The sequence below is a fragment of the Aestuariimicrobium sp. p3-SID1156 genome (assembly GCF_025144225.1).
GTDB lineage: Bacteria > Actinomycetota > Actinomycetes > Propionibacteriales > Propionibacteriaceae > Aestuariimicrobium.
Genome location: NZ_JALXXB010000010.1, coordinates 85,449 through 101,994 on the forward strand (window position 1 = coordinate 85,449; position 16,546 = coordinate 101,994).

Genomic DNA, 16,546 nt, shown 5'->3' on the forward strand with positions numbered 1-16,546 from the left:
CCACGAGCACGATGCGACCGAAGCGAGATCACTGTAACCAAATGTTCACCCGAGCACCGCATCGGGTGGGCCCTTCCGCGCCAAACGTTACGGCCCTGCAACGCAGCTCAGCTCACCTGCCGAACCAGTGCCTCCGCGGAGTCGAGGATGGCGATGGTCTCCCCCTCCCAGGAGGGTTCCTGGCCGCGGTAGGGGCCGGTGGCCAGGGAGATGATCACGGCGGCGGCGCGCAGTCGCAGTTCCACCGGGTCGACTCGGGTGTCGAACACCGGCACCCAGGTCCGGATGAGGTGGTGGACGCGACCAGCCTGCTCGGCGTTCATCCGCTGCACCGTCGACAGGTGGGCAATCATGCAGGCCAGGTCGTCGGCGCGGCGCCCGGGGCCAACGGTGTCAATGTCGAGGATGCCCGAGACCCGGCCATCCTTGACGAAGACCTGCCCCTCGTGGAAGTCGCCATGGGTGGGTTCATTGCCGGGCTCGATGCCGACCAGGCCCTGCTCGATCTGGTGGACCATCCAGTCCAGCCGCGACTTCTGGCTGGGCATGGCCGCCTCGACCATGGTCGCGTAGTGGGCGACGGCATCGGTCCAGGGTGGGCGGCGTTCCAGCTGGGCGGCGCTGGCGGGCATCTGGTCCAGGATCTCGATGAGTTGTTCGGCGGTGCAGGGGTCGGTGGGGTCGAAGATCGCCCGGGCCAGTGATCGGCCGTCCAGTTCCTTGAGCACCAGCAGGTGTTCGGGGGTGGCGGCCGCCACCACGGGTGCAGGGACGCCGGCCTCCAGCAGGAGGTTGTGGCGCAGCAGCACCTCCTCGAACTGTTTCTGGCGCTGCACCTTGACGTAGAAGGTCTCCGCCGGGTTGGCCACATCCATTCGCAGCACTGCACGACGCCGCGGCCGGTAGCCGATCATCGCCAGACTGATCTGGCTGGCGCTCACCGGGCGGCCGACCAGGTTGTACTCGTTGACCAGTTCTGCCATCCGCTCGGGGTAGGCGGCGCGCATCAGCCCGGGCAGGTCCGGGTCCTTGGGGTAGAGCCAGACAGCGACCTCACGGTCGCCATCGGCGAAGATGTCGGCGCGGTTGTCGGTCGCGGTGCGGGGGCCGATGCGGGCGCTCACGCCCAGCAGCTCGTCACGTTCCCCATAGGGCCAGCGGACACGCGCGGCATAGGTCGCGGTGGTGGAGTGACCGGGGTGGGCATCGATGTGGTCCATCTGCCAGCGCAACAGTTCACCGCCGGCGTGGTGGGTCGCTGCCTCGAGCAGGTCCCCCACGTCACGGGACGCCAACAGGCGTGAACCGTCGTCACCCTGCCGATGCGGTCCCGCTACCACCGATGCCCCCTTACTGATGCTCAGCTTTTTCTATCACGTCCGCAGTCGCAGGCTGCGTGGAGTCCGGCGTGGTTGACGGGTTGACGGCGGTTGCCCCGGCCCCGGGCGGGGGCGAGCTGCCGTCGAGGCGCACGACGTCGAGCCAGGACGCGCGGCGCCCGTCGAGCTCGATGACTGTGAAGCGGTAGCCACAGGTCTCGGGAAGCTCGGGATCGGCTGAGGGGCTCCGCTCCAGGACCACTTCGATCGAGTCGCCGAGCCCGGGCACCTGCCCCAACTGCGCCATGAAGTAGCCGGCGACCGTGTCATAGGGCCCCTCGGGCATCACGTACCCGGAGCGTTCCTCGAAGGCCTCCAGGGTCATCAGCCCGTCAATGTCACGAAGCTGTTGGTGGCTCTGGATCTGCTCGTCCACGACGTCGTACTCGTCGGTGATGTCGCCGACCAATTCCTCCATGAGGTCCTCGAGGGTCACGATGCCGGCGGTGCCGCCGTACTCGTCCAGCACGATCGCCAGGTGCGCACCCTGCCGGCGCATGTCGGTCAGCGCACGCAGCACCTTGACGGTGTCGGGCAGCGAGACCACCGGACGCGCCAGTTGCCGCACCGGCACGGTCCTAGTGTCGGGGTCCAGGTCCATCAGGTCGCGGACATGCAGGAAGCCGGCAATCCGATCAGGGCCGCCATCGGTGACCGGATAACGGGAGTGCGGCGCCCCCTGGACATAGCGAACGGCCTTGTAGGCGGGCATGTCGCCGGCCAGGAAGTCGACCTCCGTACGCGGGACCATCACTTCACGCAACGACCGGGAACCGGCGTCGAAGACCTCGTCCACGATCTGGCGTTCCTCATCACCCAGGGTCTGGGAGCCGGACACCATCGCCCGAATCTCCTCATCGCTCACCTCCTCGCGAGAGGCCTGCGGATCACCGCCCAGGATGCGCACCACCACATCGGTCGACTTGCCCAGGAACCAGATCAACGGCGCACTGATGGTGGCGATGCCATCAACCAGCGGCGCCAGGCCCATCGCGATCCCCTCGGCCCGCTGCATCGCCAGTCGCTTGGCCGACAGCTCCGAGAGCACGATCGAGAAGTAGCTGATGATGATCGTGATGAGGACCAGCGACAGGGTCTGGGCGAACTTCATCCCCAGCAGGAGTTCGGGCACGCCGATGCGCACCAGCACGGGGGCCAGTTCACCAGCGAGAGTTGCGCCACCGAAGGAGGCCGACAGGAAACCCGCCAGGGTCACTCCGATCTGGACTGCGGAGAGGAAGCGGTTCGGGTTGGCCGTCAGCTTCGCCAGCGTCTGCCCGCGCTTGCCTCGGGAGGAGAGCTGCTTCACCTGCGAGTCGCGCAGGGAGACCAACGCCATCTCAGCGGCAGCGAAGACCCCACCGATGAGGATGAAGAGGAAGATCAGGCCAATGTTTGCCAGGGTTCCCATCACACGTGCCCCTCGCCCAGCGTGCAGGCCAGGGGCCGGGGACTGTCACAGTCGATAGAGGTACCTCTCGTCACAGGTCCCAATGTAGACGAACCACCGAAAGGGGGACGCCCACGGCGAATGCCGTGGGCGTCCCCTGTGCGCCAGTGCGGTCGCGAGCGGCCCCGGAATCAGGCCTCGTCGATGATCGCGTTGAGGGTCTGCGAGGGGCGCATGGCGGCCTCGGTCTTCTCAGCGGACGGGTGGTAGTAGCCACCCATGTCGACCGGCTCGCCCTGGACGGCGATGAGCTCGGAGTTGATCTTCTCCTCGTTCTGGCGCAGTTCCTTGGCGACCCTGGTGAACCGCTCCTTCAACTCGGCGTCCTCATCCTGGGCGGCGAGCTCCTCGGCCCAGTAGAGGGCCAGGTAGTAGTGGCTGCCGCGGTTGTCGATCTGGCCCACCCGGCGGGCCGGGGACTTGTTCTCATCGAGGAAGGTGCCGATCGCCTTGTCGAGGGCGTCCGCGAGCACCTTGGCCTTCGCATTGTCGGTGGTGGCGGCGACGTGCTCCAGGGAGGCTCCCAACGCGGAGAACTCACCCAGGGAGTCCCAACGCAGGTAGTCCTCCTCGACGAACTGCTGCACATGCTTGGGGGCCGAGCCACCGGCACCGGTCTCGAAGAGGCCACCTCCGGCGAGCAGCGGGACGACCGAGAGCATCTTGGCCGAGGTGCCGAGCTCCAGGATCGGGAACAGGTCGGTCAGGTAATCGCGCAGGACGTTGCCGGTCACCGAGATGGCGTCCTTGCCCTGGCGGATCTGGGTCAGGCAGTAGGTGATTGCCTCGACCGGGGGCAGGATCTTGATCTCCAGGCCGTCGGTGTCATGGTCGCGGAGGTACCTGTTGACCTTGTCGATCACGTTCGCGTCGTGGGGGCGCTTCTCGTCGAGGAAGAAGACCGCCGGGGCGCCGGTGGCGCGGGCTCGAGTGACGGCCAGCTTGACCCAGTCCTGGATCGGCAGGTCACGGACCCGGCTCATCCGCCAGATGTCGCCCTTCTCGACCTGGTGGCTCATCAGTTCCTTGCCCTCGGCGTCGGTCACCACGACGGTGCCGTCGGCCGGGACCACGAAGGTGGTCGGGTGGGAGCCGTACTCCTCGGCCTTCTGGGCCATCAGACCGACGTTCGGCACCGAGCCGATGGTGGACGGGTCCAGGGCACCGTGGGCCTTGTGCTCCTCGACGAGGGCCTGGTACATCGGGCCGTAGGAGCGGTCGGGAACCATGGCCAGGGTCTCCTGCTGCTCACCCTTGGCATTCCACATGGTGCCGGAGTCGCGGACGACGACCGGGAGCGAGGCGTCGATGATGACATCGCTGGGGACGTGCAGGTTGGTGATGCCCCTGTCGGAGTTCACCATGGCCAGGGCCGGACGCTCGTCGTAGAGGGCGGTGATGTCGGCGATGATGGCGGCTTTGGTGGCCTCGTCGAGCTGGTCGAGCTTGCCGTAGAGGTCGCCGATGCCCTGGTTGGGGTTGAACCCGATCGTGGCGAGCTGGTCGGCATACTTCTCCAACACAGGGGCATAGAAGACGCTGACGGCGTGGCCGAACAGGACCGGGTCGGAGACCTTCATCATGGTTGCCTTGAGGTGCAGGGAGAGCAGCAGGTCCTCAGCCTTGGCTGCGTCCACCTGGGCGGCGTAGAAGGCGCGCAGGGCCTTGGCGCTCATGAAGGTGCCGTCGACGATCTCGCCGTCCTGGGTCTTGATGCCGTCCTTGAGGACGGTCTCGGAGCCGTCGGCCCCCTTGAGGGTGATGGCGAGGGTGGTGGCCTTCTCGGTGACCACGGACTGCTCGTTGCCGTAGAAGTCGCCCTCGGTCATGGAGACGACGCGGGCCTTGTTGCCGGCCTCCCAGGCGCCGAGGCGGTGAGGGTTCTTCTTCGCGAAGTTCTTGACCGACTGGGGCGCACGACGGTCAGAGTTGCCCTCACGAAGGACGGGGTTGACCGCGGAGCCCAGCACCTTGGCGTAGCGCTCGGCGATCTCCTTCTCCTCGTCGGTGCCCGGGTTCTCCGGGTAGTCGGGCAGGTTGAAGCCCTGCGACTGCAGCTCGGCGATGGCGGCCTTGAGCTGGGGCACCGAGGCGGAGATGTTGGGCAGCTTGATGATGTTGGCCTCGGGGCGAAGGGTCAGCTCACCGAGCTTGGCCAGGTTGTCCTCAACGCGCTGGTCCTCGTTGAGTCGCTCGGGGAACTGCGCCAGGATGCGTCCGGCCAAGGAGATGTCGGAGGTCTCGACGTCGATGTCGGAACCCTTCAGGAAGGACTGCACGATCGGCAGCAGCGAGTAGGTGGCGAGGGCCGGGGCCTCGTCAATCTTGGTCCAGTGGATGGTCTGCGACATGGTCTCTCCTCAGAGCTTGGCCTTGTGCTCCCCAAACTATCGGAAAGACGTTGGCGGCCGTCGCGGTGGGCATTCAGCGGAAGCAGGCCGCCCGAGCCCCCCTAAGCTGGACGCCATGCCTGAGTCCCGCACTGCTCCCCTGCCGACCGACCAGCCCACTGCCACCCACCACTGGGTGTTGACGGTGAGCTGCCAGGACCGGCCCGGCATCGTGCACGCCGTGACCGGGGCCTGCTCGGCCGGGGGTGGCAACATCACCGAACTGAGCCAGTTCAGCTCGGTGGACACCGGACGCTTCTTCATGCGCATCGAGGTGGACAGCGCCCTGGACGAGGCCGCCTTCTCCGAGCTGCTGACCGGGGTCTCCGGCGAGTTGGACGCCGAGTGGACCCTGCACGAGGCCGGCCACCGCGTCCGCACCCTGGTGCTCGCGTCCAAGGCCGGGCACTGCCTCAACGACCTCCTCTACCGCCAACGCTCGGGGCAGCTCCCGATCGAGATCCCGCGCGTCCTCGCCAACCACCCGGACCTCGGAGGGCTGGCAGGCTTCTACGGGATCCCCTTCGAGGACCATGTCGTGCTCCCGGAGACCAAGCCCGTCTTCGAGGCCCGGGTGCGGGAGCTGGTCGAGGCCCATGACATCGAGCTCGTGGTGTTGGCCCGCTACATGCAGATCCTCTCCCCCGAGCTGTGCGACGACCTGGCGGGCCGGGCGATCAACATCCACCACTCCTTCCTGCCCGGCTTCAAGGGGGCGAACCCCTACCGCCAGGCCCATGAGCGGGGGGTGAAGCTGATCGGCGCCACCGCCCACTTCGTCACCCCCGACCTGGACGAGGGCCCGATCATCGAGCAGAACGTGCGCCGGGTGGACCACTCCCGAACCGTCAGGCAGCTGGTGGAGATCGGTCAGGACGAGGAGTCCCGCACCCTGAGCGCCGCAGTGCAGCTCTTCGCCGAGCGACGGGTCTTCCTTGACGGGGTGCGCACCGTCATCCTCTGAGCCCGCAGCCCTCACAGCTCGCGGGTCCCGCTTTCACCCAACGGGGAATGAAATCACCACGATGACTGAGGATCGGGAGCCAGCACGAAATCGTGACCAAGACGTTGTAAGGAAACTGGCGATTTCTTGATGACGAGAGAGGTGCGGCTCGGGTACGTTCCTCAGCAGACGTGACCACATGTCCGGCGGACCCACCGCACACGAGCACGTTTGCTCACGCGGCGCCGTCACCACCTGACCCAATGACGGGTCAAGTTCCAAGGAGAGTTCGTGACAACTCCGGACCCCCAGCGCGGGACGCTGCCTGAGCAGCCGGACGGCGCGCATCCAGCCGGCGCCGGCGCAATCAGCGAGCAGGCCTTCATCGACATGCAGAACTCCCCCGAGTTCGACGAGTTGCGCCAGCGATTCCGCCGCTTCTCGTTCCCCCTCAGCATCGCCTTCCTGGTCTGGTACATGGGCTACGTGCTGTTGAGCACCTACGCCGTGGACTTCATGAAGATCAAGGTGTTCGGCAACGTGAACCTGGGCATCGTGCTCGGCCTGATGCAGTTCGTGACCACCTTCCTCATCACGTGGCTCTACATCCGCCACGCCAACAAGAACCTCGATCCCATCGCATCCAAGCTGCGCGCTGAACTGGAGGGTGGCCGCTGATGCTCACGCTCATGGAAACCAAGCTCGGCAACCCCGCTCTGAACATTGCCATCTTCGTCGCCTTCGTCGTCGTGACGCTGACGATCGTGATCCGCGTCTCCACCGGCGGCAAGAAGGGCTCCAAGGAGTTCTACACCGGCGGCGCCTCCTTCGACGGTCGCCAGAACGGGCTGGCCATCGCCGGTGACTACCTGTCGGCAGCCTCCTTCCTCGGTATCGTCGGCGCCATCGCTCTGTCCGGCTACGACGGCCTCCTCTACTCCATCGGCTTCCTGGTGGCCTGGTTGGTTGCCCTGCTGCTCGTCGCCGAGCCGCTGCGCAACACCGGCAAGTACACGATGGCCGATGTACTGTCCTTCCGCATGAGGCAGCGCCCGGTCCGACTGGCTGCTGCCACCTCGACCCTGGCCGTCTCCTTCTTCTACCTGCTGGCCCAGATGGCCGGTGCCGGTGGACTGGTCTCCCTGCTGCTGGGCGTCAAGGACCCGATCATCCAGGACGTCGTCATCGCCGTCGTCGGCGTGCTCATGATCGCCTACGTGCTCATCGGCGGCATGAAGGGCACCACCTGGGTGCAGATGATCAAGGCCATCCTGCTCGTCTCGGGTGCCGGGATCATGACACTGTGGGTGCTGGCCAAGACCGGCTTCAACCTGTCCTCCCTCATCGGCAAGGCCAATGCCACCCACCAGGCCGACCTCGGCAAGCCCGTCGACCTGTCCAGCCCGATGCTGAAGTACGGCAAGACCGCTGAGTCCAAGGTGGCCTTCGTCTCCCTGTCGCTGGCCCTGGTGCTCGGCACTGCCGGCCTGCCCCACGTGCTGATGCGCTTCTACACCGTGCCCACCGCCAAGGAGGCCCGCCGCTCGGTGACCTGGGCCATCGGCCTGATCGGCGCCTTCTATCTGTTCACCTTCGTGCTCGGCTACGGCGCTGCCTGGATGGTGGGGCCGAACGAGATCGACGGCATGCCTGGCAAGGCCAACGCTGCTGCCCCGGCACTGGCCTTCTTCCTGCCCGGCAAGGGCATCGGCGGCACCATCTTCCTGGCGGTCATCGCCGGTGTCGCCTTCGCCACCATCCTCGCGGTGGTCGCCGGCCTGGCCATCACCGCCTCGGCCTCCTTCGCCCATGACATCTACAACTCGGTCATCAAGGGTGGCACCGTCTCCGGTGAGCAGGAGGTCAGGGTCGCCCGCATCACCGTGGTCGTCATCGGCGTCCTGGCCATCGTCGGTGGTATCGCTGCCAAGAGCCAGAACATCGCCTTCCTGGTGTCCCTGGCCTTCGCGGTCGCGGCCTCGGCGAACCTGCCCTCGATCCTGTACTCGCTGTACTGGAAGCGGTTCAACACCCAGGGCTCCCTGTGGTCAATCTACGGCGGCCTGGTCAGCGCCATCGTGCTGATCATCTTCTCCCCCGCCGTCTCGGGCACGCCGACCTCGATGTTCCCCGACGCGGATTTCTCCTGGTTCCCGCTGGACAACCCGGCCATCGTGTCGGTCCCGGTTGGCTTCCTGGCCGGCATCCTGGGCACGCTGCTTTCCAAGGAGCAGCCTGACCTGGGCAAGGCCGCCGAGATGGAGGTCCGCTCCCTCACCGGCGCCGGCGCCGAAGGTGCCATCGCCCACTGATCACTGCCCGCCCTGCGGCACCATTGATCGCCCCACTGGCGGCGTCCCACCCACGGGACGCCGCCAGTCGGCGTTCGAGAGACTTTCCCCACACCTGGCTGCCCGCATCCACGGTGACCACGCTTGGGAGGGGCGACACCCATTCGATAGGCTCGGGGTGGTGGACCGCGGTGCCTGTGCCCCGGCCCGAACTCGATGATGAGAGGAATCCCGTGAGCACTCCTGTGAAGGTTGCCGTGACCGGTGCTGCCGGCCAGATTGGCTACAGCCTGCTTTTCCGTATCGCCAGTGGCGCCCTGCTCGGCCCCGACACCCCCGTCGAACTGCGCCTGCTCGAGATCACCCCGGCCCTCAAGGCGCTCGAGGGCGTCGTCATGGAGCTGGATGACTGCGCCTTCCCGTTGCTCTCCGGTGTGGAGATCGGCGACGACGCACACAAGGTCTTCGACGGCGCGAACCTGGCCATGCTCGTCGGCGCCATGCCCCGCAAGGCCGGCATGGAGCGCGGCGACCTGCTGAGCGCGAATGGCGCGATCTTCACCGCCCAGGGCAAGGCCCTCAACGACTCGGCCGCAGACGACATCAAGGTCCTGGTGACCGGCAATCCGGCCAACACCAACGCCCTGATCGCGATGACCAATGCTCCCGACATCCCCAGGGAGCGCTTCAACGCCCTGACCCGTCTGGACCACAACCGCGCCATCGCCCAGCTCGCGCAGAAGCTGAACGTCCCGGTCTCCGAGATCAGGAAGATGACCATCTGGGGCAACCACTCCTCCACTCAGTACCCCGACCTGTTCCACACGGAGGTCAACGGCCAGGTGGCCGCCGCCCTGGTCAACGACCAGGAGTGGCTGGAGAACACCTTCATCCCCACCGTCGCCAAGCGCGGTGCGGCCATCATCGAGGCCCGTGGCCTGTCCTCGGCGGCTTCGGCTGCCAACGCCACCATCGAGCACATGCGCGACTGGGCGCTGGGCACCCCCGAGGGTGACTGGGTCTCCATGGCCGTTCCGTCGGATGGCTCCTATGGTGTCCAGGAGGGCCTGATCTCATCCTTCCCCTGCACCGTCAAGGATGGGGAGTACGAGATCGTCCAGGGCTTGGAGATCAACGAGTTCTCGCGCGCCAAGATCGACGCCTCGGTCGCCGAACTCGCCGAGGAACGCGACGCCGTCAAGGAGCTCGGCCTCATCTGAGCCGACCCCCTCTGGCTGCACCACGAACAAGCCCGTCCCTTCGGGGGCGGGCTGTTCTGCGCTCAGCGTTGGGAAGGTGGCGTTGAGGCCGGCACGACCAGCACCAGCACCAGCAGCGCGGCAGCGGCCGTGACCAGCAGCAGGGCATCAGCCCAACGCGAGCGAACCTTCAGCAGACCCACCATGCGTGAGGGCAGCAGGGTTCGCAGAACCCCCGCCAGGGCGACGGTGCAGGCGAAGGCGAAGGCTCCCCGCCGCCAGTGCCCGGTGGCGAGCACCGCGCAGGAGACCAGCAGGCAGAGCAGCACGAGCACGATCGGCCACTGGCGGCGTGCCCGCGCCAGTTGTCGTCCGATCCAGGACCCGCCCCCCGTAGAGTTCATCGCCAGGTTCAGCCGGTGATGTCGGCCAGTTGCTCGGCGCGGTCCACCACATTGCTCAGCAGCATCGCACGGGTCATGGGGCCCACACCGCCGGGGTTCGGAGTCACCCAGGCAGCCTTCTCCCAGACATCGGGGGCGAGGTCACCGACAGTCTTCCCATCCACCCTGCTGACGCCGACGTCGACCAGCACCGCACCCTCCTTGACCATGTCGGCGGTCACCATGTGCGGCACCCCAGCGGCAGCGACCACGATGTCGGCACGTCGGGTGTGCTCGGCGACATCACGGGTGCCGGTATGGCAGAGGGTGACGGTGGCATTCTCCGAGCGGCGGGTGAGGATCAGGCCGAGCGGGCGCCCCACGGTCGTGCCGCGTCCGATCACACAGACCTCGGCGCCTGCCAGCGGGATGTCGTGGCGGCGGAGAAGTTCCACGATGCCCCGAGGGGTGCAGGGCAGGGTGGCCGGCTCGTTGAGCACCAGACGTCCGAGGTTGGTGGGGTGCAGACCGTCACTGTCCTTGTCGGGGTCGACAGCCTCCAGGGCAGCGAATTCGTCCAGGTGGCGAGGTAGAGGCAGCTGGACCAGGTAGCCGGTGCAGGCTGGGTCCTCGTTGAGGCGCTGCAACTCCTCGGCGAGGCGTTCCTGGGAGATGTCGCCGGGCAGGTCGACGCGAATCGAGGTCATGCCGACCTCCTCGCAGTCGCGGTGCTTCATGCCCACATAGCGCTGGCTGGCCGGGTCGTCACCGACCAGCACCGTTCCCAGGCCGGGCACGATCCCCTGCTCGGCGAGCACGCCGACGCGGGTCTTGAGCTCCTCGCGGATCTGGGCGTGGACGGCCTTGCCGTCCAACTTCTGCGCGGTCATCGCATTCCCCTTCGTTCGGTGCGGTGTGGGATCAGTGGAAGAAGTGGCGGGTGCCGGTGAAGTACATGGTGATGCCCGACTTCGTGGCCAGCTCAATGGTCTCCTCATCGCGCACCGAGCCGCCGGGCTGCACGATCGCCTTCACCCCGGCCTCGATGAGGATCGCTGGTCCGTCGCTGAAGGGGAAGAAGGCATCCGAGGCCGCGACCGAACCCTGCACGCGCTCGCCAGCGCGTTCCACGGCCAGCTTGCAGGAGTCCACGCGGTTGACCTGGCCCATGCCCACGCCCACCGAGGCGCCGTCCTTCGCGAGCAGGATCGCATTGGACTTCACCGCACGACAGGCCCGCCAGGCAAAGGCAAGGTCGGTCAGGGTCTGTTCATCAGCGGCATCGCCTGCCACCAGGGACCAGTTCGCCGGGTCATCGCCCTCGGCCTGGAAGACGTCGGCGTGCTGCATCAGCATGCCGCCGTCGATGTGGCGGCTCTCCACCCCACCGCGGTGGGGCTCCTCGCACTTGAGGATGCGCAGGTTCTTCTTGGTCTGCAGCACCTCCAGCGCCTCCGGCTCGTAGTCGGGGGCGACGATGACCTCGGTGAAGATGGGTTTGACCTGCTCGGCCATGGCCAGGGTCACGGGGCGGTTGGCCGCGATGACGCCGCCGAAAGCCGACAGCGGGTCGCATTCGTGGGCGGCGCGGTGTGCCGCGGCGATGTCCGTGCCGATCGCGATACCGCACGGGTTGGAGTGCTTGATGATCGCCACGGCCGGCTCGTCGAAGTCGGCGGCAGCACGACGGGCTGAGTCGGTGTCGACGTAGTTGTTGTAGCTCATTTCCTTGCCGCCGAGCTGCTCGGCGCCGGCCAGGCCGGCAGCGCCGTGGCCGTTGCGGTAGAGGGCCGCCTTCTGGTGGCTGTTCTCGCCGTAGCGCAGCACCGCCTGCTTGCTCCAGGACGCTCCGACCCATGCGGGGAAACCACTCCCCTCGCTGGTGTCGGTGAGCACAGTGCCCATCCAGCTGGCGACCGCGATGTCGTAGGAGGCGGTGTGGGTGAAGGCCTGCACAGCGAGTTGACGGCGCTGGGCCAGGGTGAAACCACCGGACGCCAGGGCTTCGGTGACCTGCGAGTACTGCTCGGGGCTGGTAATGATCGCGACGCTGGGATGGTTCTTGGCTGCTGCCCGCACCATCGAGGGGCCACCGATGTCGATCTGCTCGACACACTCATCGGCCGTGGCGCCCGAGGCCACGGTCTCGGTGAAGGGGTACAGGTTCGACACGACCAGGTCGAAGGGGGCAACGCCCAGCTCGTCGAGCTGCTCGCGGTGGGTCTGGAGGCGGCGGTCAGCCAGGATGCCGGCGTGGACTCGAGGGTGAAGGGTCTTCACGCGTCCATCGAGGCACTCGGGGAAACCGGTCAGCTCGGCCACCTCGGTGACCGGGAGCCCGGCCTCGGAGAGCATGCGGTAGGAGCCACCGGTGGAGACGATCTCCACGCCCGCGTCCACGAGCTGGCGGCCGAGGTCGACCAGGCCGGTTTTGTCGTAGACGGAGACGAGGGCGCGACGGAGGGGCAGTCGATTGTCGGTCATCAGTGTTCTCCAGTGGTGGCGGTGGGCTGGGAAGACGGGGCGGGCTGCACGGCGTGGGAGGTCGCGAAGTCGTCCACGACCCGGCAGAGCAGCCGGCGTTCGACGACCTTGATGCGCTCATGGAGGGACTCGACAGTGTCCTCCGGCAGCACCTCCACGGCCCCCTGGGCCAGGATCACGCCGGTGTCGACACCCTCGTCGACGGCGAAGACCGTGGCACCGGTGACCTTGACCCCGTGGGCCAGGGCGTCGCGCGGACCGTGCATGCCGGGGAAGCTGGGCAGGAGCGCGGGGTGGGTGTTGATGGTGCGGTCACCGAAACGGGCCAGGAAGGCGCCCCCCAGAAGCTTCATGAACCCGGCACTGACGACCAGGTCCGGCTCGTGGCCGGCCACCAGCTCCGCCAGTTCGGCATCCCACTGGGCTCGGTCGCCGCCCTTCACATAGGGGTGGGCGAAGGTCGGGATGCCGAGGCGCTCGGCACGGGACAGGCCCTCGACGCCCGCGCGGTCGGCGCCGACCGCCACGATCTCGACGTCCTCTCGGCCTGCCAGATGGTCGGCGAGCGCCTGGAAGAGGGTGCCGGACCCCGACAGCAGCACTAGGACGCGGTAGCTCACCGGCTCAGCCTATCGGTCCCCGGCAGGGCCATGGATCCCTCTGTCGATCTGCCGGGTCTCCTCCTCGTCGGTGTTGCCGGCGCCCCGCGACGGCTTCGTCTCGGTCGGTTCCAGGTGGATGTGGAGCGGCTCCTCCCCGTCATCGCCGGCAGCGAGCCCCTCTGCGGGCTCGGGTCGCCGCAGCAGCCCCCACACAGCTCCGGTGAGCACGCCAGCCAGCCCCAACAGGGTCGGTGCCATCACGAAGAGCGCAGTGGGTCGGACGCCGAGGGCAGCCAGGCGTCCCGTTCCCAGCCCGCCACTGGCCAGCAGCCCCAGCAGGACGCACGCCAGACCGGCCAGGACGCCGGTAAGTCCCCCGACCAGGGCGGTTTCATCGAAGCGGGCGCGAGGACGCCGCCGCAGCACGACCACCGCGCAGGCCACGCCCGCCAGCACGCCGGACAGCAGCCACCAGAGCTGGGACTGGCCACCCTCCCCCTGGGCCGGTAGGGCCCCGAGAATCGGGATGGCGGGGATCAGGCCGAGCTCGGTGGTGACGGGGGTCACCACCGACCCGGCCCCGACCTGGAACCCGGCCCCCAAAGCCCAGGAGGAGCACCAGACGATGAGGTTGGGCACCCACAGGGCCTGCAGGACCACCAGAAGGATCCCCCCCAGGGTGCCCGGGTCGAGGTCGCGGTGGAGCTCCATGATCTGCGCGCTCCCCTGCGTCACCCCGACCCCCAGGACCAGCAGCCCGGCGAGTTGCATGATGCCGACACCGACCCCCACGGCGGCAGGGATGGGACGGGCCCAGCCGGGCCAGTCCTCGGTGACCCGCCACTGCGTCCCCCTGATAGCGCCCAGAGAGCTGGCCACCAGCCCCACGCCGGCAGCACCGACCAGGGCCCGGGCCGGCTCCTCCCCGGTCGCCACCAGGAAGCTGGGCACCAGGACCGCAAGCACGTGTGCGGCGGTGAACACGCCCATGACCCGCAGGGCCATCGCGCGGCGCTCACGACCGGTGAGCTCCTCGGGGGCCGCCAGCCGGGCCTGGGTGGTGGCGTAGGACGCGAGCCCGGCACCGATCAGGACCGACAGGAGCGTGAGCCCCAGCGGGGTGAGGGTGATCATGACATCGCCCAGCTGGGCTCCGGTGAAGTAGGTGAGCAGCCAGGTCCGAGTCCCGGCCAGGATGACGGTGCCCGGCTCCAGGTCAGGGGCGGCGATCCACCCCAGGGCGAAGGCGCCACAGACCAGGACCCACATCACGGCAGCCTGGAGCGCACCCCCGGCGGCCGCTGCCGCCCACCACGGAAGCAGTGGCTCGGGGCGCCGTAGGGGCTGTTCCCCGCCGCCCTCGACGACCACGTCGAGCTCACCGCTCGCCTCGCCACGTCGCTGCCTCGCCACTGGTCTCCTCGCGCTGCTCGGTACGTCTGTCGGCTCGCCTCATGGGGTCGAAGTGGCGTCTTGGTAGAGTGACCGATGCCCCGGCTCCAGAATCCGCCGGGGTTGCCCCATTGCCAACCGGAGGACCACGTGACCGACGAACGCCATGAGGCACCCCGCCGCGCCCGCCGGAGCGCTGAGGCCGACGCCGTCGACCAGCCTGCCGTCGACGATACCGCAGCTGACACCACCCGAGGCGAGCGTTTCCTGCCCGAGGCGTTCTCGCCACAGACGCCCGCCCCCGCAGCGGACGCAGATCCCACACCCGGCCGCGCTTCCTCCCCCTCAATCCCCGAAGCCCATGCCCCTTTCATGAGGCCCGGCTCGGTGCCGGGGTCAGCCTCGGTGCCGCCCCCTCCGCCCGAAGCCGTGGCAGCCCATGGGCGTCGGGGGTTTTCCGCTGGCGCTGATGGTGGCGTCGGTCCGGCTCCGCGCAGGTCGGCGGCCAGCTCCACCACCGCCCCTGACCTCCCCGGCGACACACCGGTCCCCGGACCCGACTTCAGTTCGCCGGTGACCCCGACCGCGATCGCAGCCTCCCAGCCCACCGCCGTCCGTCCCTCTGATGTCGCGGCGGGCGGTGCGTCGGCAGCCACTGCGGCGACCGGGAGCGCGACCTCCGCCACTGATGGGGTCGATGAGCTGGCCACCCGCCCCCGCCGCAGCAATCCCTGGCCCATGCGCCTGCTCGCCGGCGTCCTCGTGCTGGCCCTGGCCGCCGGAGCCTTCTACCTGGTCTGGCAACGCACCATGAAGGATGGCCAGACCATCACGGTGACCACGTCTCCGAGCACCTCGGCCACGCCGTCGACCCCTCCGAAGGTCGATGACCAGTCCCTGATGGACGACCAGGAGGCAGGTGCCCTGGGCGGCTCCGGCTGGAAGGTGGTCCAGACGCTCAAGGAGGTCGACTCGAGCTCGAACTTCGTCACCTGCATGAGCGTGCCCCAGGGACTGCCCAATTCCCAGGCCACCCGGCAGCGCGCCCTCGCCACCTCCGACAACTCCCTGGCAGCCCTGCAGCGGATCGACAACTACGCCTCCGAGGACCTGGCCAAGCAGGCCTACCAGCAGCGGCTCGCCAAGCTCTCCGCGTGCGATGACATCCCCGTTCTTCTGGTGAACGCCCACCAGGTGGCCGGACTCACCGACGACTCCTTCGCGATGACCGTCGAGGAGCAGCGCAAGCCGTCGGTCTTCCACACCATCGTCCTGAGCCGGACGGGAACCGTCGTGACGATGATGGATGCCTCCCGCAACAACCAGGCCCTGGGCGCCAAGCAGGCTGTGGAGGCCATCACCCCGACCATCAAGCGTCTCTGCGCCTCGGCGGACGGCACCTGCCCCACCGACATCACGGTGAGCGACCAGGTCGTCCCCCCGACACCGATCCAGGGCTGGCTGGCCACCTCCGACCTGCCGCGTATCACCCAGGGCGCCGGCATCTGGAGCGCCGTGAAGCCCGGCACCGTCACCACCCGGGGCAGCCAGTGCGAGAACCTCACGCTCGCCAGCGTGGACGGACCCACCGCTCGAGAGCAGCGCAGCTACATTCTTGACCAGGACGACGCCGCCCCCGAGGGCTTCGGCGTCGACCAGGTGCGCTATCAGTTCGCCGACGAGAAGGCGGCCGGCGAGTTCGCCACCACGCTCGGCAAGAGCATCGCAGAGTGCGCCAAGCGCTCCGACACCGCCAAGATCAGCGACAGCAAGACCGTCACCACCCAGGGGCAGGGTGGCGTCAAGGTGGTCGGCCAGGTCTTCCTGGTCACGCAGAAGACCTCCCAGACCGAGTCCGTACAGTTCCGGGTCGGGGTGGCCCAGGCCGGCAACCGAGTCACCTACCTGGTCAGCAACACCCGCAAGAACTTCGACTTCAGCACCGACTCCTGGGCCTCCGTGACTGCCCGCGCTGGCCAACGAATCACCCAAAGTCGCTGACCACCGCACGAGCCGTCATCCAGACAGAAGCG

General features: G+C 67.9%; 13 protein-coding genes. 5 read left to right on the forward strand and 8 right to left on the reverse strand.

The genetic code is table 11. The features are described from left to right. Window positions 1-107 precede the first annotated feature (107 nt). The 3 genes from M3G03_RS10960 to M3G03_RS10970 form a co-directional block, all read right to left on the reverse strand. Window positions 108-1,358 carry a phosphotransferase family protein gene (locus tag M3G03_RS10960; RefSeq protein WP_396121952.1) on the reverse strand — a complete coding sequence of 417 codons (1,251 nt, stop codon included), beginning with the start codon at window positions 1,356-1,358 and terminating at the stop codon, window positions 108-110. Further along, a complete protein-coding gene (locus M3G03_RS10965; RefSeq protein WP_396121949.1) occupies window positions 1,351-2,793 on the reverse strand; it encodes a hemolysin family protein in 1,443 nt (480 codons plus the stop codon). The genes M3G03_RS10960 and M3G03_RS10965 overlap by 8 nt, the downstream gene beginning before the upstream one ends. Window positions 2,794-2,960: 167 nt before the next feature. Next, the gene (locus M3G03_RS10970) at window positions 2,961-5,180 is read right to left on the reverse strand and encodes an NADP-dependent isocitrate dehydrogenase (RefSeq protein ID WP_259809839.1); all 2,220 of its coding nucleotides are present in this window, start codon (window positions 5,178-5,180) and stop codon (window positions 2,961-2,963) included. A gap of 115 nt (window positions 5,181-5,295) precedes the next feature. On the opposite strand from M3G03_RS10970, the gene M3G03_RS10975 reads away from it, so the two are divergent. The 4 genes from M3G03_RS10975 to M3G03_RS10990 all read left to right on the forward strand — a co-directional run bounded on the left by M3G03_RS10975 (window position 5,296) and on the right by M3G03_RS10990 (window position 9,673). Continuing rightward, window positions 5,296-6,183 (forward strand): formyltetrahydrofolate deformylase, encoded by an 888-nt coding sequence (locus M3G03_RS10975; RefSeq protein WP_259809842.1) that lies wholly within the window; start codon window positions 5,296-5,298, stop codon window positions 6,181-6,183. Window positions 6,184-6,453: 270 nt separating this feature from the next. Next, window positions 6,454-6,840 (forward strand): DUF485 domain-containing protein, encoded by a 387-nt coding sequence (locus M3G03_RS10980; protein ID WP_259809843.1) that lies wholly within the window; start codon window positions 6,454-6,456, stop codon window positions 6,838-6,840. Then, entirely contained in the window at window positions 6,840-8,474 is a 1,635-nt protein-coding gene (locus M3G03_RS10985) for a cation acetate symporter (protein WP_259809847.1), read from the forward strand. The genes M3G03_RS10980 and M3G03_RS10985 overlap by 1 nt, the downstream gene beginning before the upstream one ends. Before the next feature lie 212 nt (window positions 8,475-8,686). After that, window positions 8,687-9,673 carry a malate dehydrogenase gene (locus M3G03_RS10990; protein WP_259809849.1) on the forward strand — a complete coding sequence of 329 codons (987 nt, stop codon included), beginning with the start codon at window positions 8,687-8,689 and terminating at the stop codon, window positions 9,671-9,673. A gap of 62 nt (window positions 9,674-9,735) precedes the next feature. On the opposite strand, the gene M3G03_RS10995 is transcribed toward M3G03_RS10990, so the two are convergent. From M3G03_RS10995 to M3G03_RS11015, 5 genes are read right to left on the reverse strand one after another with little or no spacing between them, the layout of a single operon-like run. Beyond that, window positions 9,736-10,056 (reverse strand): DUF3017 domain-containing protein, encoded by a 321-nt coding sequence (locus M3G03_RS10995; RefSeq protein ID WP_259809850.1) that lies wholly within the window; start codon window positions 10,054-10,056, stop codon window positions 9,736-9,738. Window positions 10,057-10,064: 8 nt separating this feature from the next. Continuing rightward, the gene (locus tag M3G03_RS11000) at window positions 10,065-10,925 is read right to left on the reverse strand and encodes a bifunctional methylenetetrahydrofolate dehydrogenase/methenyltetrahydrofolate cyclohydrolase (RefSeq protein ID WP_259809851.1); all 861 of its coding nucleotides are present in this window, start codon (window positions 10,923-10,925) and stop codon (window positions 10,065-10,067) included. Between the two features lie 31 nt (window positions 10,926-10,956). After that, window positions 10,957-12,519 carry a bifunctional phosphoribosylaminoimidazolecarboxamide formyltransferase/IMP cyclohydrolase gene (gene purH, locus M3G03_RS11005; RefSeq protein WP_259809852.1) on the reverse strand — a complete coding sequence of 521 codons (1,563 nt, stop codon included), beginning with the start codon at window positions 12,517-12,519 and terminating at the stop codon, window positions 10,957-10,959. Further along, the gene (gene purN / locus M3G03_RS11010; protein ID WP_259809853.1) at window positions 12,519-13,139 is read right to left on the reverse strand and encodes a phosphoribosylglycinamide formyltransferase; all 621 of its coding nucleotides are present in this window, start codon (window positions 13,137-13,139) and stop codon (window positions 12,519-12,521) included. The genes purH and purN overlap by 1 nt, the downstream gene beginning before the upstream one ends. Before the next feature lie 9 nt (window positions 13,140-13,148). Beyond that, on the reverse strand, window positions 13,149-14,534 hold the full coding sequence (locus tag M3G03_RS11015) for a DUF6350 family protein (RefSeq protein WP_259809854.1): 1,386 nt from the start codon (window positions 14,532-14,534) through the stop codon (window positions 13,149-13,151). A gap of 129 nt (window positions 14,535-14,663) precedes the next feature. Between M3G03_RS11015 and M3G03_RS11020 the strand changes: the two genes are divergently transcribed. Next, complete coding sequence (locus tag M3G03_RS11020) at window positions 14,664-16,514, forward strand: hypothetical protein (RefSeq protein WP_259809855.1); 1,851 nt, start codon at window positions 14,664-14,666, stop codon at window positions 16,512-16,514. The last annotated feature ends 32 nt before the right edge of the window (window positions 16,515-16,546 follow it).